Here is a 21,277-nt window from a genome sequence, read left to right as displayed (position 1 = left end):
GCCTCCTCGTCACTTCGTTCCTGCGGGGTCTCACATTAGCTACTCTTCCCGCAGGAGTCTGCGTCCTGCACTCCAATCAAAAGCTGGATTTAAATCAAATCCACATTAAATATTATTCCTTTAAGAATAAAAAGCAAAAAGAGAAAAAGCTGACTATAACCTGCATTTCTGCAAATAAAGTCAGCTTTCTTTTATACCTTATGGGTATAGACGGTTTAATAGGCGTGGGAATGGGATTGTTTCTCTTACGTGTTCCACTCCGCTGATCCATGCTACTGTTCTTTCAAGTCCGAGACCAAAGCCTGAATGAGGAACAGAACCGTATTCTCTTAGTTCTAGATACCACTTATATGCATCAGTCGCCAATTCATGTTCTTCGATGCGCTTTTTCATTAGTTCCGCATCGTGGATACGCTGAGAACCACCGATGATTTCCCCATAGCCTTCAGGAGCGATAAGGTCGGCACAAAGCACGACATCTTCGCGATCCGGATCAGGCTGCATATAGAAAGGCTTCAGAGATGTTGGGTAATGAGTGATGAATACAGGTTTATCATATGTTTCAGCTATTGCTGTCTCATGTGGAGCCCCGAAGTCATCTCCCCACTCGATATCATTGAATCCTTTTTCATGCAATAACTTTATCGCGTCATCATACGAGATTCTTGGGAACGGCGCTTTGATTTGTTCCAATTTCGAAGTATCCCTTCCCAAACGATCTAATTCAAGCTTACAGTTTTCAAGAACCGACTGGACTATGAAAGATACGTATTGTTCCTGCACTTCCAAATTATCTTTGAAATCATAAAAAGCCATTTCAGGTTCGATCATCCAGAACTCGATCAAGTGACGGCGGGTTTTGGATTTTTCAGCCCTGAACGTAGGTCCGAACGAAAATACTTTTCCAAGTGCCATTGCAGCTGCTTCCATATACAATTGTCCACTTTGTGAAAGATATGCATCTTCGTCAAAGTACTTCGTAGCAAACAATTCTGTCGTTCCTTCAGGTGCACTGCCGGTAAGGATCGGCGGATCGACTTTAACGAATCCTTCTTGATTGAAGAATTCATACGTAGCACGTATGATCTCATTACGGATTTTCATGACCGCATGCTGCTTACGGGAACGCAGCCATAAATGGCGGTGGTCCATAAGGAATTCAGTACCATGCTCTTTAGGTGTGATAGGATAGTCGACTGCTTCATGGATGACTTCTACTGATTTCACTTGTAATTCATAACCAAAAGGTGAACGTGAATCTTCAGTGACAACCCCTGTCACATATAAAGACGTTTCCTGAGTCAGCGATTTTGCTTTTTGAAAAACTTCTTCTTCGACTTCACTCTTGACTACAACCCCCTGAATGAACCCTGTTCCATCACGGAGCTGAAGAAATGCAATTTTACCACTGGAACGCTTGTTGGCAAGCCAGGCACCGATCGTAACCTCTTCTCCAACAAACTTACTTACTTGAGAAATTGTTGTTTTCACGATTTTTTCCCTCCAAAAAAACTAAGACGCTATATGTATCGTACTATATTATACATTTCGAGTCACAATGTCGCAATAGATAGAAAAGCGCAGGCGGCTCGTTCAGCCCCGACAAGCATAAGATGAATTGGCCGGGAAGGCGCTTTTTGCCTTCTTGGACCATTTAGCTTATGACCTCGAGGGGCTAGCCGCCGGAGCTGGACAAATAGAAAAGCGCAGGCGGCTCGTTCAGCCCCGACAAGCATAAGATGAATGGGGCCGGAAGGCGTTCTTTGCCTTCTTGGACCATTTAGCTTATGACCTCGAGGGGCTAGCCGCCGGAGCTGGACAAATAGAAAAGCGGAGGCGGCTTGCACAGAGGCGACAAGCATAAGACAGGGCAGCCATAAAGGCGTTTTTTGCCTTTTTGGATGGCATGACTTATGTCTCGAGCCTCTAGCCGCCGGAGCTGGACAAGAGAAAAGCGGAGGGGCTTTGATCAGAGGTGGGTGGCATAAGGCGAATCGGCCACGAAGGCGTTCTTTGCCTTCTTGGTCGGTTTGACTTATGACATGTGCCTCTAAGCCCCGGAGCTGGACAATGCCCAATCAGAAAAGAGCAGACCGTGCAAATCGATCTGCCCCTCAGAGTGTTATTGGCTTTTCTTTACGACAAATTCATGCATTCTTTCAATGGCCTGTTCCATCGAATCAAGACTTGTTGCATACGACAAGCGGATATTATTCTCTGAGCCGAATCCAGATCCGGGAATTACGGCAACTTTTGCATCCTCTAAAAGGGCTTGAACGAAGATGTCAACATTTTCATAGCCGGTCAAGCGGGCGGCTTCTTTAACATTCGGGAACAGGTAAAAAGCACCTTGCGGCTTGATGCAATCAAAGCCTGGGATATTGTTTAATTTTTCGTAGACAATATTCAAGCGTTCCTCGAATGATTTTCTCATGTCTTCTACAGGCTGTTGATCCCCTATATATGCAGCTACAGCACCATATTGTGATGTGGTCGTAGGGTTTGAAGTAGAATGGCTTGCCAGGTTCGTCATGGCTTTGATAATCGTTTCATTCCCTGCAGCATACCCGATTCTCCAACCAGTCATCGAGTGGGATTTTGATACACCATTAATGATGATCGTCTGTTCCTTAAGTTCATTAGAAAGTTCTGCAATGGAAGTGTGACTATTTCCATCATAAACAAGCTTCTCATAAATTTCATCGGAAACGATCAGGATATTCTTTTCCAAACACACTTGGCCGATCGCCTTCAATTCATCAGAAGAGTAGATCATGCCAGTTGGATTGCTTGGGGAGTTGATAATGACAGCTTTTGTGTTTTCTGTAATGGATGCCGACAATTGCTCAGGTGTGATTTTATATGAATTTTCCTGTTTGCCTTCCACGATCACTGGGGAACCGCCGGCGAGTTTTACCTGTTCCGGGTAGCTTACCCAGTATGGAGTCGGAATGATCACTTCATCCCCTTCGTTCAACAGCACTTGAAATAGAGTGTAAAGAGCATGCTTCGCTCCGCTGGTCACGATGATTTCAGAAGGTTTGTAAACAAGGTTTTGATCTTTCTTGAATTTGTTGATGACAGCGTCTTTCAGCTGGGCAGTACCGCCTGAAGGAGTATATTTTGTGTGTCCTTCAATTAGTGAATCATATGCAGCCTGGATAATATGCTGCGGAGTATTAAAGTCCGGTTCGCCCGCTCCCAAACCGATCACATCGATACCCTGTGCCTTCATTTCCTTTGCTTTTGCTGTGATTGCCAATGTTGTAGAAGGTGTTAATGCACTCACTCTTTTGGCTAAAGATAAATTCATCGATTTGTTCCTCCTAATAACTTATAGGTTTTCAATTTTCTTCCACCATTCTCCGTTAGAGAAAAGAAGATAAAAATAGTTTAAATTTTTCTGTTTATCCAAATAGGTGATTTCCCAAACAGCACCTACTGATTCGTGCCCTAATCTCACGGATAATATTTCCTCTGGCTGCTTTTCATCATTTAGTTTATTAATTGCCTGCTCTTTCGAAATACCATCTGCCCATTTTTTGACGATAATTTCGCCCTTTTTTTCTGGCACAAAGGCAACCACTTTTTCGTTCTGATCATCCTTGCCTGTGATGACTGTATAAGGTTTGGCTCCGTGGTAGATGCTTGCCTTCTCTATTTCCCTTATAGAGGTCTCATCAAGTACACGCTTAGATGCTTGATCAAATTCTTCCTCTACCGGTCCTCTTGCGCTCTTGTAAAGGAGTAAGGAAGCTGTTCCAGTCACAATGACAGCTGCCACTATAATAATTGTAATCCACTTTTTCATAATGAACCTCTTTATGTACGATATATGGTCAGTACAGCCTGACTTTGATCCTCGGGATCAAGGGCTAAACCAAACATGTAATCATCTTTTTTTAATGTTCTATTCAATGCATCGACTATTTTATATAAATCATCTGTATATGAAATTCGAACCGTGGAAAGAATTTCAATTTTGCTCTCCAATGCAGCTTCCTCCTTTGCCATATGTCTATTTCCAATGATGATATCATTCACCGATGGTCTTAAGAAACACTAAAAACATTATAACAACATTCCCGATGTATATGGTAGGCTGAAACTTAAAAAACTTTATCAGTATCTCTGAATTAATTTAGGACCGGGTGAAACGAAACTGTCGATGTAATAAAACCGGAAATCACCCTTCACTAAATGTAATTATGCCTTTAAAGAAGGCTGACAATTGAGTCAGCCTTTTTCGGATTGTTCATTAAATGCCCCGTCATCTTGTTCGAATGTGAGCACTTCATAGTTATTTCTGTTGAATTTTATCGTTATCAGCCCATGCTGCCCTGTCAAGTAAAGGTCGATCCACGCTTCGTTTATCGCTTCTAGTAAGTCACCATTTAATAATTTCTCTTTTGAGCGGTAAAGCAGGGCAGTCTGAGGGTCGATATGCTTGATCAGCGGATCTGAGATACATTCAGTCCGTGAATGGAGAGGGATTTTGACGATGTTCACGTTCTTTAAAGACTTCGTCAGAAAAACATCTTCTGCGTGCTTTGATTGTGAGCTCAGCCATAGAAAACGATGCTGAAAAAAAGTAAGCGAGAAATCCAACCCCTCCTGTTTTGCATTTCCTTCATGGATCACTTCCAGTGAAAGTTCTGAAGACAAAGGATATACGTCCCCTTCTTTCAAACTCTGTACTCCGGCAGCATTACTGTTTATAAGCATGCTGGAAAATGAACCTCCGGCAATGAGCTCATTTATTGAATATTTCTTCCCCAGTTCCAGTAGAGCATCAGTATATATCTCCGATTCCTCCGTAAGGATTATTGCTTTAATTTCTTTGATATTTATTTGATTCAAATAATAATTCAGCTCTTTTATTTGAGTTAGCGGTCCAGTGTTGATCAGAAAATTCTCACCTGAAGGCAGATGAAGAACTGCCACCTCGCCGCTCTTTAGAGGCAGGAAGCTGATGGCGTATTCATTTTGTGCTAAGTTCAGGTCCAATTCAGGTACCTTTACCCCATAACTATCCGTTAAAACAAAATTAAACAGCAGCAAAGCGCATATTACCACTCTCATATTCCATGCCCCCAGTTTTCATCTATCCTTTATCTTGTGTTAAACAATAAAAATTAATCAGAACTGACTTACGGCCAGCACATAGAGACTGAAAAAAAGACGAACCGGCATTATGCATTCACTCGCATAATCTGGTTCGTCTCAAAAGTTCTCACAGCCAATCTTCTATCCACTCAATCAAATCGTAGAGGTCCCCTTCTTTGACCTTCATGGACGGAATCGATTGTATGAAAGCATTGCCGTATCGGGTTGTTTTAATTCGGCGGTCGTATACAATCACAATGCCGCGGTCACTGCTTCTTCTGATCAACCTTCCTACACCTTGTTTGAAACGGATAATCGCTTCTGGTAATGAATGACTTGAAAAAGGGTTTTTCCCCTGTGCTTTCAAAACTTCTGATTTAGCTTGAGTCACCGGTTCGTCAGGCGGAGAAAAAGGTAATCGAACTAATGCAAGGCACGACAAGTCTTCCCCTGGAATATCCACCCCTTCCCAAAAGCTGCTGGTTCCAAATAGGATGGCTTTATCAAAACGTTGAAAGTTCTTGGTCAATCGGGTCCTGCTGCCCGAAGTGATCCCTTGCGCCATTAGAACATAATCTTCAAGCAGCCCGCTTTCCTTCATCAATTCATAGGTTTTACGCAGCATATCATATGAAGTGAACAAGATAAGCATTCTTCCTTTAGTTGCCTGAGCCACTCCGATCAAGTGAGAACTGATGGATTCTATATACTCCTCATTCGAAACATGCTGAATCTCAGGGACGTCATTTGGGATGAATAACGTGGCGGCTTGAGCATAATCAAAAGGAGAAGAAAGCTGAAGCTCTTTCATCTCATCGCCGGATAGGCCGATTTCGTTTAAGAAGTAGTTGAAGGAATCACTTACTGTCAGCGTTGCTGATGTAAGGATAACACTTTTCTTCTTTGTAAATAGTTCATTTTTCAGATTTTGTGCCACAGCGACTGGCTGAGCCTGGATGACCAGACTATTGGGCAATGAGCGGGTATCCCCATCGAGCCAAAGGACATAATCTGTCATCTCCTTTAAAAAGACTGCCCGGAACGCTTGACATAATTCATTCCACTCAACCAGAAAGCTGTAGAATTCTTCTACAAGCGCTTTTTCACTGTCTTTAAGCTTAAGCTTTTTCGATTTTAACGTATCAAGAAACGCTTGAAATTCCTTTTCGATCATTTTCATTCCTGAAATGACTCTTTCCATCGCCATCTGAACAGGCTGCCAGCTTCTGCTATTTTTCATATCATCTGATATTCTAAGCTGTATCTTCTGGGCTCCCATCCTTTTTTTCGCATGTTTAAAAAACACATTGGAAAGGACTGTCATCGCCTCTTCCATGTCGATATAAAATTGATGGATATGAGTATCCAGTTCAAAAGAATGAAGAGTTCCTTCAATCGCATACGTATTCATAAGCCCGTACAAGCGGTCGTACAGCTGTTTTTGTTCAAGAGTCCCCAGTTGGGAAGTCGTGAATTTTATTGACAGATAGTCCAACACGATCCCTAAATGCTGTCTTGCCGATTTTTCCAAGTGATGGGCTTCATCAATGACTAAATAGTCGAAGGAAGGGATTAAGCTTCCCTTATTGATGAGATCTGAAAGCAGCATCGAATGATTTGTAATAATGATGTCAGCAGATTGGGCACGTTTCCTTGCATGCAAATAGAAGTCCTTCGAAACCCACGGATCCTTACTGTGAGGCAGGTGCCATCCATCATGCCGGAGTCGGTTCCAAAACAATTGCCCGCCTGAAGTAAGATTCAGTTCATCTATATCTCCTGTACTTGTTCTTGTCAACCATACTAAGATTTGCATTTTCGTCAATACGACGTCATATTGGGCATCTGCTTCACGCAGGGACTGCTCAAACTTAAATAGGTTTATGTAGTGATTTTTCCCTTTTAACAACACTGCCTGAAAGGAGACTGGACAGATCTTTTCAAGCAGCTTGATCTCCTTTTGCAATAATTGTTCCTGCAGCTGCGTAGTAAAAGTGCTGACCACTACTCTTTCACCGTGCTCCTTAGCGAATTGCAGCGAAGGCCATAAGTATCCCAATGATTTACCGACACCTGTACCGGCTTCTACCACCAGATGCCCGCCCTTCATAAATGATTCCCTGACTTCATCCATCATCTGAATTTGCGCGTCTCTTTTTTCATAAAAAGGAATATGCTTTTCAAGATACTTGGAGATATCCAAATCTATTTCATCCACCATGGACTGATCTGGGTCATGATCGTTTTTCTTACGGAGTGCTATCCCTCTGTAAACCTCAAGATCCAGTGAAAGATCTTCCACATGCCTTTGTTTTTGAGAGACGATTTCATCAAATAGTAAAGATAAGTCACTCTTGAGATAGCCCGAGAGCGATTGAAGCTTCTCCAGTGTAACGAGCGGCAGGACCTCAAGTGTATTGATAAAATGAAGCAGAAGCTCTGCCGTCACATAGGCATCGCTATCTGCCTGGTGCGGTCTGACATGACTCAATGACAGTAAATTTGATAGTTCGGTCAGCTTAAAGCTGTCTGCAGAAGGCATCGCAATTTTGGCTAATTCGACCGTATCGAAGGCTGGGCCCTTGAATGTATTGTATCCTGCTTCTTCAAGCTCAGCTTGTAAAAAGGAAAGATCAAACGTTACATTGTGAGCGACAAACACTCCGTTATCCAATATTTCGAGTATTTTAGGAGCGATTTCATGGAATTCTGGAGCATCTTCGACCATCCCATCATTTATTCCCGTCAGTTCTTCAATGAAAGGCGGGATGGGCTTGCCGGGAGACACGAATGATGTAAATTGGTCGGCAATCTCTCCGTTCTCGATAATGACCGCTGAAATCTGAATGATTTTTTCTCCTTTTTTCGGAGAATTCCCTGTTGTTTCCAAGTCCACAACAATTAATTTGAATGGTAACATTTATTCTCACAGCCTTTATATAAATCCTTCAATGATTCTGATATACAATATGATTTCTAAATTAGTTTACCATATTTCAAATAAAAAGCAGAGGCGGCAAGTATAAGTTGAATACACTGAATCCTGCCAAGCGACGAAAAAAGGACGATTCCCAAAAAGAATCGTCCTTGCTTATTAATAAATTGTCGCCTCCGGCTCGGTTCCGAGCATTTCCACGATTTGATTGTGTTCATTCATGATCGCCACTTTCGGCACATGACTGGTCACCTTTTCCTCTGCGATCAGTTTATACGAGATAATGATGACTACGTCCCCTTTTTGGACAAGTCTTGCTGCGGCTCCGTTCAGGCAAATGACACCGCTGCCTCTTTCACCTGGTATGATATACGTTTCGAGTCTAGCTCCATTATTGTTGTTTACAATTTGAACTTTTTCATTAGCCATCATATCCACCCGGTCCAGGATATCCTGATCGATTGTGATACTGCCTACATAATCCAGGTTTGCCTCTGTCACACGGGCTCTGTGAATTTTACCATTCATCATTGTTCTAAACATGCTGATTTCTCCTTTTTGTCCAATGAAATGATTATATTATCGATTAATCTTGCTTTTTGGAATTGTACTGCTATTGCAATGATGATCTCGCCTGTCAATTCTTCTAAAGGGGTAAGCTCAGGAAACGAGTAGACTTCCACATACTCGACCTTTCCTGACGTCCTGCCATTAATGAACTCAGTGACCTCTGAAATGATAGAATTCCTGTCCAATTCTCCGGATTCAATCTTTTTCTTTACTTCTTCCAGACTCTTATATAGTACAGGCGCTTCGGTTCTTTCTTTTTCGGATAAGTAAACATTCCGTGAACTTTTTGCCAGTCCATTTTCTTCCCTGACAGTAGGTACCCTTATAATTTCCACAGGAAAGAAATAATCCTCAACGAGACCCTCGACCACTGCTATCTGCTGGGCATCCTTCAGTCCGAAATATGCTCTTTCCGGCTGCACTAAATGAAAGAGCTTTGTTAATACGGTGACAACGCCGTCAAAATGTCCCTCCCGTTTCTTTCCGCAAAGTACATTAACCCGTTCCTTTACATTCATCGAGACCGATAAGGTTCCCTTGTACATGTCTTCTGCATCCGGCATGAACAAAATGTCAACCCCGGCATTCTCTGCAAGTTTCCGGTCACGCTCTATGTCTCTGGGATAACGATCGAAATCTTCATTCGGTCCGAACTGCAAGGGATTCACAAAGTTGCTCATGACAACGATATCATTATGTTTTCTTGCTTTTTTTACCAGAGTAAGGTGACCTTCATGGAGGAATCCCATTGTCGGGACGAATCCTATTGATTCACCTGATCGTTTATGATGTTGAATCTCTTCACGGAGTGTATTCAGCTTTGTTATGATGTTCACTTTTTACTACCTCCATAAAGCATTTGTAATTCTTCTTCGCGCATAGTAAAAGAGTGCTTATCTTCAGGGAAACACCCACTCTTTACATCTTCTATATAGTTCACGATGCCCGCTGTGATGGTATCAGAAATATTGCTGTATTGCTTGACAAACTTCGGCACCCTGCCTACTCCGTAAGTGACAAGGTCATGGAAGACAAGTACTTGACCGTCCGTTTCATTGCCGGCTCCGATTCCGATTACAGGAATGTTTACAGCTTCTGAAACCTCTTTAGCCAGTTGCTTGGGTACACATTCCAATACGATTGAAAATGCCCCGGCCTCTTCACACTTTATCGCATCCTCAAGGAGCGTTTGCGCTGAATGAGCCGTCTTACCCTGTACTTTATAACCTCCCAGAACGCCTACAGATTGAGGAGTCAATCCTAAATGAGCCATCACCGGTATTCCAGCGGCGGTCATCGATTGGATTCGCTCGATCACGAGTCCTGCCCCTTCCACCTTCACCGCATTTGCACCGCTTTCCTGCATGATTTTCGCTGCTGTTTTTAATGTTTCATCCCTAGAAAGATGATAGGTCATGAAAGGCATGTCAGTCACGATAAACGTATGGGGTGCACCTCTTCTTGCTGCTTTCGTATGATGAATCATATCTTCAACCGTCACAGGCACAGTCGAATCATAGCCAAGAACCACCATACCGAGTGAATCACCGACCAGTATTAGATCGATTCCGGCTTCTTGAGCTAATTTGGCACTCGGATAATCATATGCCGTCAGCATCGATATTTTTTCCGATTCCTTCTTCATTTTTAAAAAATCAGTCGTCTGTTTCATGTTTTCCTCCTTCTTTGCAGTCAGAGGTGACGAAACAAAAATGAAAGCACTTACAATATGACAAAAGGCTGTTTTCTAAAAGATAATGTTTATCGTACACTAGTTTTCGAAAAGAGCCTAATAAAAAAACCTCCTGAAAATTGACAGAAGGATCCCAAGTGTCTAAGTATGATTGTTTCGACCCTCTGTCCCAGTCCAATGTGGATCAAGGCAGATTAATAGTATTCAGGTTTTGCTGCTTTTGGGGTGCAGTTCATATGATACTGCCCACTCAAAATTATACCACAAAAAAAACGAGATGGAATAAAGAACTATCTTCACTTCACATCTCGGTAATACTCACTAGATATTCACTTCGATATCTGCGGAATAGATTTGATGTACGATACCCGCATGATCTTCTATCTTCAATACTCCATCAGCTGTAATGCCCAAGGCTGTACCTTCAATTGTACCGTTGATTGTACGTGCCCTAATTTTCTTGCCGATGGAAACAGCATAGCTTTCCCACAAAAGTTTGATAGGAGTGAACCCTTCTTTCATATAGAGGGAATAGAGTGACTCCATTCTTTCTAATATGGTCTGGACCACTTTCGCTCTCGACAGCTTCTTACCCTGTTCGATTGCAAGCGAAGTAGCAATGGACCGGATTTCATCAGGAAAATGATCAATCGTATGATTTACATTCATTCCGATTCCAATGATGATGGAATTGATCTTATCTGATTCAGCCTGTAATTCTGTCAGAATCCCTGTCACTTTCTTTCCATTTATCAGGATATCATTCGGCCACTTGATTTGAGGCTGGAGCTCTGTGACTTCCTCGATTGCCTGGACCACCGCCACTGCAGTAATCAAAGTGAATTGTGGTGCTTTTTGCGGCGGAAGTAAAGGTTTCAATATCAAACTCATCCAAATGCCGCTTCCAGATGAAGAATGCCATTCACGCATCAGCCTGCCTCTTCCGGCAGTCTGTTCGTCTGCAATGACAAGGGTCCCTTCAACGGCACCATTTCCTGCTAAGTCGTGGGCAATCTTTTGAGTGCTTGGTACAGATTCTTCATAATGGATGACTTGTCCCAATGTTGAAGTGTGTAACCCCAGACGGACTTTATTTTCAGTAACAATGTCAGGTGTATCAATGATTCGATAGCCTTTTTTGCGGACAGCCTCCAATTTAAAACCTTCTTTCCTCAGTTCCTCGATGTGCTTCCAAATCGCTGTTCGGGAACAGCCTGCAATATCAGCGAGTGCCTGACCTGATAAAAATTCACCGTTTGATTCTGAAAATGCCTGTATCAGTTTTTTTCTGATCGATTGCATGTTTCCAGCCACCTCCTTATCATTTCATGATCATTACTTATTTCCCCATATAAAACGGCCTTTTCGATACACTCAAGAGTGTCTTTCACCCAAGGCCCGCCTTTCTGTCCGGTCCACATCATTAAATCCTTGCCGGTTACCTTTAATTCCTTTCGGGTCTTAATGGGCAGATCATGATATTGATCCTTTAATTCTTCAATTGACGAAGATGAAATCGAATGAATGCAGTTATAGACTTTTTCCACGTTGAACGCTCTTTCTAAACCAGCGTGGAAAAGCAGTTCCTTTGTCCAGCCTTCATTTGTTCGAGTAGTGAGAAACTGCTTTTCTTTGGTGCGCTCTTTTATCACCTTTGAAGGCAGCCTCCACGATTTCAAGAAATCTGCAGGACTCCCCTCTATGTATGATAGAAATAGCAGCCATATTTGATCAGTATTCAATCGGTTAAACAAAGGCAGACCGGCTATTTCCTGAATCGCTTCTTTCTGTCCGGCAATCCCTGGAAGCTGTTCATATAATGACGTTTGCAAAAGGAGATGTAAAGCCTTTTCCCTGTAAACCCCGCCTATCATTTTCTCGAATTCCATCGTTTTTCGTTCAACTGCAATATGGGACAGGAGACTGGAGTATGATTTCAGTGCTTTCAAGGTGGCGGTTTCAACCTCAAATCCAAGCTGGCTGACAAACCTGACTCCCCTCAGCATCCTTAATGCATCCTCTGAAAAACGATCTGCAGGCTTCCCGACTGTTCTGATGATCTTTCTTCTGATATCTTCCTGCCCCTCAAATGGGTCATAGATTTTGCCATCTGCATCCATTGCAAGGCTGTTCATGGTGAAATCCCGCCTCTTGAGATCCCCTTCTAATGAACGTATGAATTCCACTTTGTCAGGGCGCCTGTAATCTTCATATCCTGATTCCGTCCTGAAGGTCGTGATTTCATACTCTCCATTCTTCTCGATAACCAGAACGGTTCCATGCTCGATTCCGATATCGGCTGTGCGGGGGAAAATATTCTTAATTTCATCTGGGAAAGCTGAAGTTGCTATATCCACATCATTAATGGTTCTTCCGAGAAGATAATCCCTTACAGAACCTCCTACGAAATAAGCTTCGAACCCTGCTTGTTCAATTCTTTTTAAAAGAGGAATTGCTTCCTGGAAGATCGTTGGCATCATTATTAACACCCTCCTCTCTAAAAAACGAATATGTCTGACTTAAATCAATTCTCTGTATATGAGTTCATATTGCTCGAGAATTTTTTCGGAATGAAATTTCGTTCTGGCTGTTTCGAGGGCATTCGCTGAGAGGGTACTGTGGAGCTTCTCATCGCGCAGCAAATTGATTGCTTTGGATGCAACAGTTTCCACATCACCCACCTTGCAAATATAGCCATTAAAGCCGTCATCGATCACTTCAGGTATTCCGCCAATATCGGTTCCTATAGCCGGTACTCCGCATGCCATGGCTTCAAGGGCTACCAAACCGAAGCTTTCTTTCTCTGAAAGAAGTAATTTCAGGTCACTGATCGAGTAAAGTTCTTCAAGATTATCCTGCTTTCCCAGGAACAATACACGATCCTTCAGGCCTAAATCCTTCACCTGCCTGCATACGACGGTCATTTCAGGACCATCGCCCACCAGGAGAAGCCTTGCCGGAGTTTCTTTTTGTATCAGGTTGAAAGATGAGACAACATCCTTCACTCTTTTGACTCCCCGGAAATTAGAGACATGGATGACAACCTTTTCATCTGCGCCAATGCCATATTCTTTTCGTAAGTCACTTGAATCAACAGGACGGTACACTCGATCGTCGATAAAGTTGTAAACTGTCTTTATCTCCTTATCAGGGCGGATCAACTCATTTGTCTGATCTGCAAGTGCGTTCGAGACAGCTGTTACAACATCAGATTTTTCAATACCAAACCTGATAGCTCCGGTCAGGGAAGGATCATAGCCCAGCACCGTTATGTCAGTACCATGAAGCGTGGTCACGATTTTTACATCTCTATCCGCCATCTGCTTTCCTAATATCGCACATACTGCATGGGGAATTGCATAATGCACGTGCAGGATATCCAGATTCTCGCGATTGATGATTTCAGACATTTTGTTCGCGAGAGCAATATCATATGGAGGATATTGAAAGACTGAATATTGATTGACTTCCACCTGATGAAAATAAATATTATGATACATTTTGTTTATCCTGAAAGGGATGCTGGATGTAATGAAATGGATTTCATGTCCTTTTTCAGCCAGAAGTTTTCCAAGCTCCGTGGCTACTACACCAGATCCTCCAACCGTGGGATAGCATGTGATTCCTATTCTTAATTTCATATGTTATTCTCCTAACAAGTCTTGATGCAGAATGAGCGTGTTATAGGAGAAGAATCCTTCAGCATAACGTATTCCAGCGTCTTTCCCCATCATTCTTTCCCTTGCTTCAACTGCTTCTATGTAATTATCGGTCAGAGGTGTCGATACACCATCTTTTCCTTTTTTAAACTGACTTTCATAAGCACGCAAGCTATGCAGCTTCGCTTCCAAATGATTTTCTATATTTACTACAAAATGTGGCCTATGAAAACCGTTAATGATATAAAAATAAAGATTTGCAGGTTTATGGAAGGGTGATGAAGGATTGAATTTTCTTATTCCCGAAGAAAAATAAGCCTCTTTCACTAATCGTGATGCATTTCCGTGATCAGGATGACGGTCTTGTTCAAAAGGCGCAAATACTGCTTTCGGCCTGAACTTCCTGATGACCTCCACCACTTTAATGATATTTTCTTCTGTTAGGTAAACACCCCGGTCAGGAATATCAAGTGTCACTCTTTCCATAACTCCCAGATGCCTGGCCGCATCCATTGCTTCACTTTTCCTTATTGATACAGAGCCGTTCGATGAAAGTTCTGCCTGGGTCAAGTCGCATATTACAATCTTCTTTCCGGCTTCTGCATATTTAGCCAGTGTTCCACCCATACCGATTTCCACATCGTCGGCATGCGCACCAAAGGCAAGGATATCTACTTGCTCTTCTGCCACTTTAATCCTCCCCTTCTTTTTTGACGCCTCTCCACTCAATATCTCCTCTTTCCAACCCTTTCACCAATACTTCTGCTGTTCCCATGTTCGTCGCTAAAGGGACAGAATATACGTCACATAGTCTTATCAGGGCTGATACATCAGGCTCGTGCGGCTGTGCTGTTAACGGGTCCCTGAAAAACAGGACAAGATCCATTTTGTCATTTGCTATATAAGATCCGATTTCCTGATCTCCGCCTAATGGACCTGAGCGGAAACGATGGACTGATAATCCGGTTTCTTCAGAAATTCTCTTACCGGTTGTACCTGTAGCAAATAGAGAGTGTTTTTCAATAACCGGTTTATACGCCAAAACGAAGCGGATTAAGTCATCCTTTTTTTTATCATGAGCAATCAAAGCAATATTCATTAGCTTCACCCTCTAATCCAAAATATTTTCCAATCCATACACCAAAGTATCCAGTGTCATGACAGTCTCGACAGATACCTTTACTCCGGACATGAAGCTTGCTCTGTTATATGAATCATGACGCACGGTCAAAGTCTGGCCTTCCGCACCGAACATGACTTGTTGATGGGCGATCAAACCGGGCAGTCTGACACTATGGATATGCATACCGTCAATATTGGCTCCCCTTGCCCCCGAAAGGGTTTCCTTTTCATTCGGATGCCCTTGTGTTTTCGCTTCCCTTACTTCTTTGATCATTTCAGCTGTCTTTACTGCTGTTCCTGATGGCGCATCAAGCTTTTGATCATGGTGCAGTTCAATGATTTCAATATCATCAAAGTATTTTGCAGCCATCTGCGAAAACTTCATCATCAATACCGCCCCAATGGCAAAGTTTGGAGCAATGATACAGCCCAGCTTCTTTGATTCCGCGAGCTCCTTGAGTTCATTCAGTTCCTCTGCCGTAAAGCCTGTGGTTCCCACTACGGGTCTGACACCGTATTCCAGTGCTGTCTTCGTATGCAGATAACCGACTTCCGGTGTGGTAAGATCGATCAGTACATGTGGTGTTTCTGCCCTGAAGCATTCTGCTATTTCTTTATAAACAGGAACGTCAAGATTTGTGTTCCCTTTATGGTCAATCACACTTAACAACGTGAAATTCGGGGTATTTTGAACCAGTTCAACTGCTTCTTTCCCCATTCTTCCCCTTGGTCCTGCAATGGTCACCTTAATTTGTTCCAAGCCCTTCACCGCCTTCTTCTTTTCTTGTCCAACGATTTTTATCACGTGTATTAAATTTATGCATCACCCGATTATGAGCTTCCTCTAGGCTGATATCCAAAGAATTGGCAAGACAGATGAGAACAAATAAGACATCGCCAAGTTCTTCTTCAACCGTTTTTTCTTTTTCTGTATGTTTCTTGGGCTTTTCACCATAATAATGGTTAATTTCTCGTGCCAGTTCTCCCAACTCTTCAGTTAATCTGGCCATCATCGCAAGCGGGCTGAAATAGCCTTCTTTAAATTGACTTATGTATTGATCAACTTCAGACTGCAATTGATTCATCGATTTTTCGTTCGTCATATTGAAAGACACACTCCTTCATCATCTTTTATCATGTTAGCTAAATCTTATCATATTTACAAATATTACGTTCATAGGATTGCCACTTTAAAACTCTTCCTATATAATGTCTCTGTCAATGAGACATCACCCAACAAAGGAGGGACACCACCAATGCTTGAATTACGTTTGAAAAATATCTTTTTTATTCTATTAGGTTCAGCCATCTTCGCTTTCGGACTTGTTCACTTCAATATGCAGAATGAGCTTGCTGAAGGCGGGTTTACTGGTATTACTTTAATTCTTTATTTCCTATTGAATATCGATCCTTCCTATTCTAACCTTGCTTTGAACATTCCTCTGTTTTTTATAGGATGGAAGCTGCTTGGAAAGAAAGCTTTTTATTACACGGTTATCGGAACTGTAAGTTTATCTGTTTTCCTTTGGATTTTCCAACGCTATCAAATGGAAATCCACCTTGAAGATGACTTATTTCTAGTAGCACTATTTGCAGGTGTATTCATCGGAATCGGTTTAGGAATCATTTTCAGATATGGAGGCACGACTGGCGGTGTTGATATTATCGCCAGATTGGTTCATAAGTACATAGGCTGGAGCATGGGGAAGACCATGTTTATGTTTGATGCCGTGGTCATCATCGCATCACTTATTACATACCTGGAATACAGAGAAGCTATGTACACATTAGTTGCTGTATTTGTCGCTGCAAAAGTCATAGATTTCATGCAGGAGGGTGCCTATTCTGCACGTGGGGCAATGATTATCTCTGATCATCATGAAGAAATCGCTGGAGTGATCAACGAAAAAATGGACCGGGGAGTTACCGTTTTAAGAGGTCACGGCTCTTTTACAAAACAGGACCGGGAAGTACTGTATTGTGTGGTTGGCAAAAATGAAATTGTCCGCCTGAAAAATATCATTACGTCAGTGGACCCCCATGCCTTTGTCTCTGTAACGGTCGTTCATGATGTGCTTGGGGAAGGATTCACATTGGATGCGGACAAAAATCCACTTCATGACTAGTGCTTTGTACATTTAGTTGATAATAAAAAAGATATAAAAAAAACCTCATCGGCTTCTGCCTTTGAGGTTTTTTTTTCAACATATAAGCCAGGCCATCAAGCCTGGCTTTAACAGTTGTTTTATGATCAATCTTCACCCTGCATCCCTGTAAAGATCAGTACAAGTCTTAACAGTTCGATTACCGCAACAGCTGCTGCTGCCACATATGTCATCGCTGCTGCATTCAGTACTTTCTTTGCATGACGCTCTTCTTCATTCCGGATCAATCCCAGTGATACGATTTGATTCATCGCACGGGAGGATGCATTGAATTCAACAGGAAGAGTGATCAACTGGAAGACCACACCTGCCGCCATGAGGATGATACCCAGAAGGAACATCCCTGTCATTTGTGTGAACATACCAATCAGCAGGAAAATCCACGACATATTCGAACCGATATTTGCAACCGGCACCAAAGCATGTCGGAATCGAAGGAAAGCATAGCTTTCAGCGTCTTGAATAGCGTGACCTACCTCATGGGCTGCCACTGCTGCACCCGCAACTGAATGGCCATGATAATTATCCGGTGATAATGCTACTGTTTTTGAAATCGGATTGTAGTGATCACTTAGAAAACCTCTTCCCTCAACTACCTTCACATCAAACAGACCATTCTCATCCAGTATCTTTCTGGCCATTTCCCTGCCGGTCATACCCGATGTTGTAGCCACTCTCGAGTATTTTTTAAACGTACTTTTCACACGCATTTGCGCCCAGATCGGAATTAGGGCAATGAGCAAAAAGTATAGTAGAAAACTCATCATTGTCAAAATAACCTCCAGCTGTTCAGATACTTAAATTTTATATTGCTATAAAGATTCTGTCAATTTTTTTGCCGCTCAGATGCACGTGCTTCTCCCTGACCCTTATATTTTCTCCAACCTACATAAGATAATGTAGAAACAATGATGCTCCCGGTTGAAATAATCACCCACCATAGAGAAGGATCTGCTTCATCTTCCTTTTTATTTTCAAAAAGGTGTTCAAGATCCGTTTGAAGGGTTGTTAATTCTGCCATTGCATCAGTGCTTTCCAACACCTGCTGACGATAGTGATCGAGATACGTGATCCTTGCGTCCAGTGATTGAGCCTGGTCTACGGGAACATCCAGTTTGATGCTGGGTTGTATGATGTTATATTTAGCTAAAAACATATTCAGCTCTGTATGGTACCGTTCAATGTTTCCACTCTCAGCTGCCGTTTTAACCCCTTTAAAAGCTTCCATGAGGGGATCTTCCATTTCAACCCACAGGGGCTGGTAATGACTTGATAATGCATCCATAACTAACCGGAACCTTGTAACAGCATTTACTTTTTGCTCAATGCCGGCACCCGCCTGGTTAATGGTTTCTAATGCCAAATTATGTGATATCGTCAGGATTCTTAATTCGTCCATTGAAAACGATTGGTGCATGCTTTGTGCGGTAAACTCTTCGGAAAAGTAATTCAATAGATGTTTTGCCTCTTCGAATTTTCCAGCTTTGGTCAATTGGAGTGCTTGATCTGCGATATCATCAAGTTCATTCACTGGAGACGGAGCGTGATCTGCTAGAGTTAGTTGCGGTAATGTAAATAAAAAGAATACGATAAACACTGCTTTCAAGAATTTCATACTTGTCCCCCCTAAAACTACTAATAAAGTGTATGAAAGGGTGGACAAGAGTAGACCAAAAAAACTGACTAAAAGTTGGGATGCATTGAGGAGCGCGGCGTTTTTTGTGTGAAGTAATATGCAAGTGCAATCGATGCAATACTTAGCCAGAAAGTGAAATACCCTATATTCTGTATGTAAAGAAACAGCTTGGAATATACAGGGAATTGCATATAAACATAGTCAATAATATCATTATGCAGAGTCCATAGAGCACCGACAGCTAAATGCCATAATTTCACCCGATAAAATGATGAATATAGTATGCCCTGTACTGCCATTGCACCATGTGAAACCATTAACATATATCCTTCCCAAGGCAGTTCGCCGCTTACCCAAAGTGTAAGTAAGTTCATGACGACCGCCCAGACGCCGTACTTAAATAAAGTGATGATTGCAAGCACTTCAAAGAGCGGCCAATTTTTCTTCAATATGAATGCTGCCAGGACAAAACAGAAAAAGAGGCTTGCCGTGGGGCTGTCAGGTACGAAGATCATAAATTGCCCCGGAGTAGTCCTCAGTTGAGGCAGGTACCATACATAACCGTAAATTGTCCCAAGTAGATTTATGATGAGCAGCATCCATAGAAATGTTTTATTCATCAATATGGAGTAAAGCCAAGAAATCATATTTCTTGCCCCTTTCTTGAAATGAGTATCATTGTAGACGGCTCTTTTCAAAAAATCATTGTTTTTTCGTACCTGTTCCCCTTGTCTAAATAGGGCGGGTGCACGTGATCTTTTCGAACAGACGCTCAACAGAGATACGCACATTCACATCGAAAATACTAAGATTCCTCAATTATGTATACGAAAAGAGCTTTGTAGAAAAAAAGAGCCAACGAATGCTGGCTCTTTTTTCTTACTATTCTGCTTTTAAGCCGGAAATGAATTCAGCCAGTTTATCCAGCTCTTCATCCGTGCCTTTGAATAATCCTGCCGGCATGCCAGGAGGCTTACCATTCTTAGCGATATCTTTTATTTCTTCAGGGCTTAATCCTGTACCTACTAGAGAAGGTGCAGCAGCTCCGCCTGTCATGTTTTCACCGTGACATGTGATGCAGCTGTTTTTCTCATCAGCATAGATTTTGTAGCCCTCAGCTTCTTTGTCGATTTCCGCTTCCGCGACGATCTTACCTTGTTCTTTCGCTGCTTCCCAATCGTGGTGGGCAACAGATTCCCAAGTTAAGAAGTACGTAGCTGCAAGAGCCAAAAGCATAAATCCTGTTGCAAATGGACGCTTGGTAGGACGGCGCTCAGGCCCTCTGTCAATGAATGGTGCAAGAAGCAGCGCACCAAAAGCAATTCCTGGAATGATGAATGCTCCAATAACGTTATAAGGTCCAGATGCATATGTGTATTTAAGTAATTGGTATAAAAATAAGAAATACCAGTCTGGCAATGGAATATATCCGGTATCTGTCGGATCGGCAACACGTTCCAAAGGTGATGGGTGAGCGATCGTTAAACATAGATAACCGATTAGGAAAACAGCTCCAACCAGCCATTCTTTTAACAAGAAGTTAGGCCAGAAAGCTTCTGTTTTTCCAGGGAACTCCGAATAGTCTTTAGGAATATTCGGTTTTCTGCTTGCAGGTACACGAGAATCTCCTACAAACTTCATCCCTTTTCCTCGATGCATAGTGTCCCCCTCCTTCTAATTTAGGTTTATTAATGTTGAATCGTATCTTATAGCGGTCCTGAAATACCTTGCTTACGGATCATGAGGAAGTGAGCTCCCATCAATCCAAGTAAAGCTGCAGGCAGGAAGAATACGTGGATAGCGAAGAAACGTGTAAGTGTCTGCGCACCGACAATGGATGAATCCCCTGCTAATAAGATCTTCACCTGCTCACCAATGAATGGTGTAGCTGCTGCGATTTCAATCCCAACCTTCGTCGCGAATAGCGCTTTCATATCCCACGGTAAAAGGTAACCGGTGAATCCAAGCCCTAACATAACGAAGAAAATAAGTACTCCTACAACCCAGTTCAATTCACGAGGTTTTTTGTATGCACCTTGGAAGAATACACGTAGTGTATGTAAGAACATCATTACGATAACCAAACTTGCTCCCCAGTGATGCATTCCGCGGACAATTTGCCCGAATGCTACTTCATTTTGCAGATAATACACAGATTCCCAAGCGTTTTTAATATCAGGTACATAGTACATTGTCAGGAACATACCTGATAAAATCTGTATTACGGTAACGAAGAATGTCAAGCCGCCGAAACAGTAAACAAACGCAGAAAAGTGATGCGCCGGGTTTACGTGCTCAGGTACTTCGTGATCCGCAATATCTCGCCACAAAGGCGTAATGTCCAAACGCTCGTCAACCCAGTCATAGATTTTGTTCAGCACAGATTACGCC

22 protein-coding genes are annotated in these 21,277 nt (G+C 42.4%); 1 reads left to right on the top strand and 21 read right to left on the bottom strand.

What is annotated here, in order from left to right:
* Nucleotides 1–198: 198 nt before the first annotated feature.
* The 16 genes from asnS to ACXAFV_RS09540 form a co-directional block, all read right to left on the bottom strand.
* Nucleotides 199–1,491, bottom strand: coding sequence for an asparagine--tRNA ligase (gene asnS, locus ACXAFV_RS09615; protein ID WP_475126017.1), 1,293 nt, complete (start codon nt 1,489–1,491; stop codon nt 199–201).
* A gap of 631 nt (nt 1,492–2,122) precedes the next feature.
* A complete protein-coding gene (locus ACXAFV_RS09610; protein ID WP_475126015.1) occupies nt 2,123–3,313 on the bottom strand; it encodes a pyridoxal phosphate-dependent aminotransferase in 1,191 nt (396 codons plus the stop codon).
* Nucleotides 3,314–3,334: 21 nt separating this feature from the next.
* Nucleotides 3,335–3,811 (bottom strand): cell wall elongation regulator TseB-like domain-containing protein, encoded by a 477-nt coding sequence (locus tag ACXAFV_RS09605; protein ID WP_475126014.1) that lies wholly within the window; start codon nt 3,809–3,811, stop codon nt 3,335–3,337.
* A gap of 11 nt (nt 3,812–3,822) precedes the next feature.
* Nucleotides 3,823–3,993, bottom strand: a complete 171-nt coding sequence (locus ACXAFV_RS09600) for a YpmA family protein (RefSeq protein ID WP_341983288.1) — start codon at nt 3,991–3,993, stop codon at nt 3,823–3,825.
* 243 nt (nt 3,994–4,236) lie between these two features.
* Entirely contained in the window at nt 4,237–5,082 is an 846-nt protein-coding gene (locus ACXAFV_RS09595; protein WP_475126012.1) for a ComEC/Rec2 family competence protein, read from the bottom strand.
* A 151-nt stretch (nt 5,083–5,233) separates the two neighbouring features.
* Entirely contained in the window at nt 5,234–8,026 is a 2,793-nt protein-coding gene (gene dinG, locus ACXAFV_RS09590) for an ATP-dependent DNA helicase DinG (protein WP_475126010.1), read from the bottom strand.
* A gap of 174 nt (nt 8,027–8,200) precedes the next feature.
* Complete coding sequence (panD, locus tag ACXAFV_RS09585; protein ID WP_475126008.1) at nt 8,201–8,584, bottom strand: aspartate 1-decarboxylase; 384 nt, start codon at nt 8,582–8,584, stop codon at nt 8,201–8,203.
* A complete protein-coding gene (gene panC / locus ACXAFV_RS09580) occupies nt 8,569–9,447 on the bottom strand; it encodes a pantoate--beta-alanine ligase (RefSeq protein WP_475126007.1) in 879 nt (292 codons plus the stop codon). Before panC ends, panD begins: the two co-directional genes overlap by 16 nt.
* Nucleotides 9,444–10,283: a 3-methyl-2-oxobutanoate hydroxymethyltransferase gene (panB, locus tag ACXAFV_RS09575; RefSeq protein WP_475126005.1), complete on the bottom strand. Its 840-nt coding sequence runs from the start codon at nt 10,281–10,283 to the stop codon at nt 9,444–9,446. Before panB ends, panC begins: the two co-directional genes overlap by 4 nt.
* 342 nt (nt 10,284–10,625) lie before the next feature.
* Entirely contained in the window at nt 10,626–11,606 is a 981-nt protein-coding gene (locus ACXAFV_RS09570; protein WP_475126003.1) for a biotin--[acetyl-CoA-carboxylase] ligase, read from the bottom strand.
* A complete protein-coding gene (locus tag ACXAFV_RS09565; RefSeq protein WP_475126120.1) occupies nt 11,582–12,781 on the bottom strand; it encodes a CCA tRNA nucleotidyltransferase in 1,200 nt (399 codons plus the stop codon). The genes ACXAFV_RS09570 and ACXAFV_RS09565 overlap by 25 nt, the downstream gene beginning before the upstream one ends.
* A 42-nt stretch (nt 12,782–12,823) precedes the next feature.
* Nucleotides 12,824–13,945: an N-acetyl-alpha-D-glucosaminyl L-malate synthase BshA gene (gene bshA, locus ACXAFV_RS09560; protein WP_475126002.1), complete on the bottom strand. Its 1,122-nt coding sequence runs from the start codon at nt 13,943–13,945 to the stop codon at nt 12,824–12,826.
* 3 nt (nt 13,946–13,948) lie between these two features.
* Nucleotides 13,949–14,653, bottom strand: a complete 705-nt coding sequence (bshB1, locus tag ACXAFV_RS09555; RefSeq protein ID WP_475126001.1) for a bacillithiol biosynthesis deacetylase BshB1 — start codon at nt 14,651–14,653, stop codon at nt 13,949–13,951.
* 1 nt (nt 14,654) lies between these two features.
* Nucleotides 14,655–15,062, bottom strand: a complete 408-nt coding sequence (mgsA, locus tag ACXAFV_RS09550; protein WP_475126000.1) for a methylglyoxal synthase — start codon at nt 15,060–15,062, stop codon at nt 14,655–14,657.
* Nucleotides 15,063–15,074: 12 nt separating this feature from the next.
* The gene (gene dapB, locus ACXAFV_RS09545) at nt 15,075–15,845 is read right to left on the bottom strand and encodes a 4-hydroxy-tetrahydrodipicolinate reductase (RefSeq protein WP_475125999.1); all 771 of its coding nucleotides are present in this window, start codon (nt 15,843–15,845) and stop codon (nt 15,075–15,077) included.
* Nucleotides 15,832–16,188: a nucleotide pyrophosphohydrolase gene (locus ACXAFV_RS09540; RefSeq protein WP_475125998.1), complete on the bottom strand. Its 357-nt coding sequence runs from the start codon at nt 16,186–16,188 to the stop codon at nt 15,832–15,834. The genes dapB and ACXAFV_RS09540 overlap by 14 nt, the downstream gene beginning before the upstream one ends.
* A 153-nt stretch (nt 16,189–16,341) precedes the next feature.
* Here ACXAFV_RS09540 and ACXAFV_RS09535 point away from each other — a divergent pair, with 153 nt between their 5' ends.
* Nucleotides 16,342–17,211, top strand: coding sequence for a YitT family protein (locus ACXAFV_RS09535; protein ID WP_475125997.1), 870 nt, complete (start codon nt 16,342–16,344; stop codon nt 17,209–17,211).
* Nucleotides 17,212–17,336: 125 nt separating this feature from the next.
* On the opposite strand, the gene ACXAFV_RS09530 is transcribed toward ACXAFV_RS09535, so the two are convergent.
* The 5 genes from ACXAFV_RS09530 to qcrB all read right to left on the bottom strand — a co-directional run bounded on the left by ACXAFV_RS09530 (nt 17,337) and on the right by qcrB (nt 21,267).
* The gene (locus ACXAFV_RS09530; protein ID WP_475126119.1) at nt 17,337–18,014 is read right to left on the bottom strand and encodes a zinc metallopeptidase; all 678 of its coding nucleotides are present in this window, start codon (nt 18,012–18,014) and stop codon (nt 17,337–17,339) included.
* A gap of 62 nt (nt 18,015–18,076) precedes the next feature.
* Nucleotides 18,077–18,865: a sporulation protein YpjB gene (gene ypjB, locus ACXAFV_RS09525; protein ID WP_475125996.1), complete on the bottom strand. Its 789-nt coding sequence runs from the start codon at nt 18,863–18,865 to the stop codon at nt 18,077–18,079.
* Nucleotides 18,866–18,933: 68 nt separating this feature from the next.
* Nucleotides 18,934–19,530: a lipoprotein heptaprenylglyceryl N-acetyltransferase LhaT gene (gene lhaT, locus ACXAFV_RS09520; RefSeq protein WP_475126117.1), complete on the bottom strand. Its 597-nt coding sequence runs from the start codon at nt 19,528–19,530 to the stop codon at nt 18,934–18,936.
* Nucleotides 19,531–19,768: 238 nt separating this feature from the next.
* Nucleotides 19,769–20,545, bottom strand: a complete 777-nt coding sequence (locus ACXAFV_RS09515) for a c-type cytochrome (protein WP_475125995.1) — start codon at nt 20,543–20,545, stop codon at nt 19,769–19,771.
* A 47-nt stretch (nt 20,546–20,592) separates the two neighbouring features.
* A complete protein-coding gene (gene qcrB / locus ACXAFV_RS09510) occupies nt 20,593–21,267 on the bottom strand; it encodes a menaquinol-cytochrome c reductase cytochrome b subunit (protein ID WP_475125993.1) in 675 nt (224 codons plus the stop codon).
* Between the last annotated feature and the right edge of the window lie 10 nt (nt 21,268–21,277).

It is taken from the genome of Rossellomorea sp. ABR4_012 (assembly GCF_056159545.1).
The sequence above is the reverse complement of the archived record's forward strand: the minus strand, read 5'-3'. Positions and strand labels throughout refer to the sequence as shown.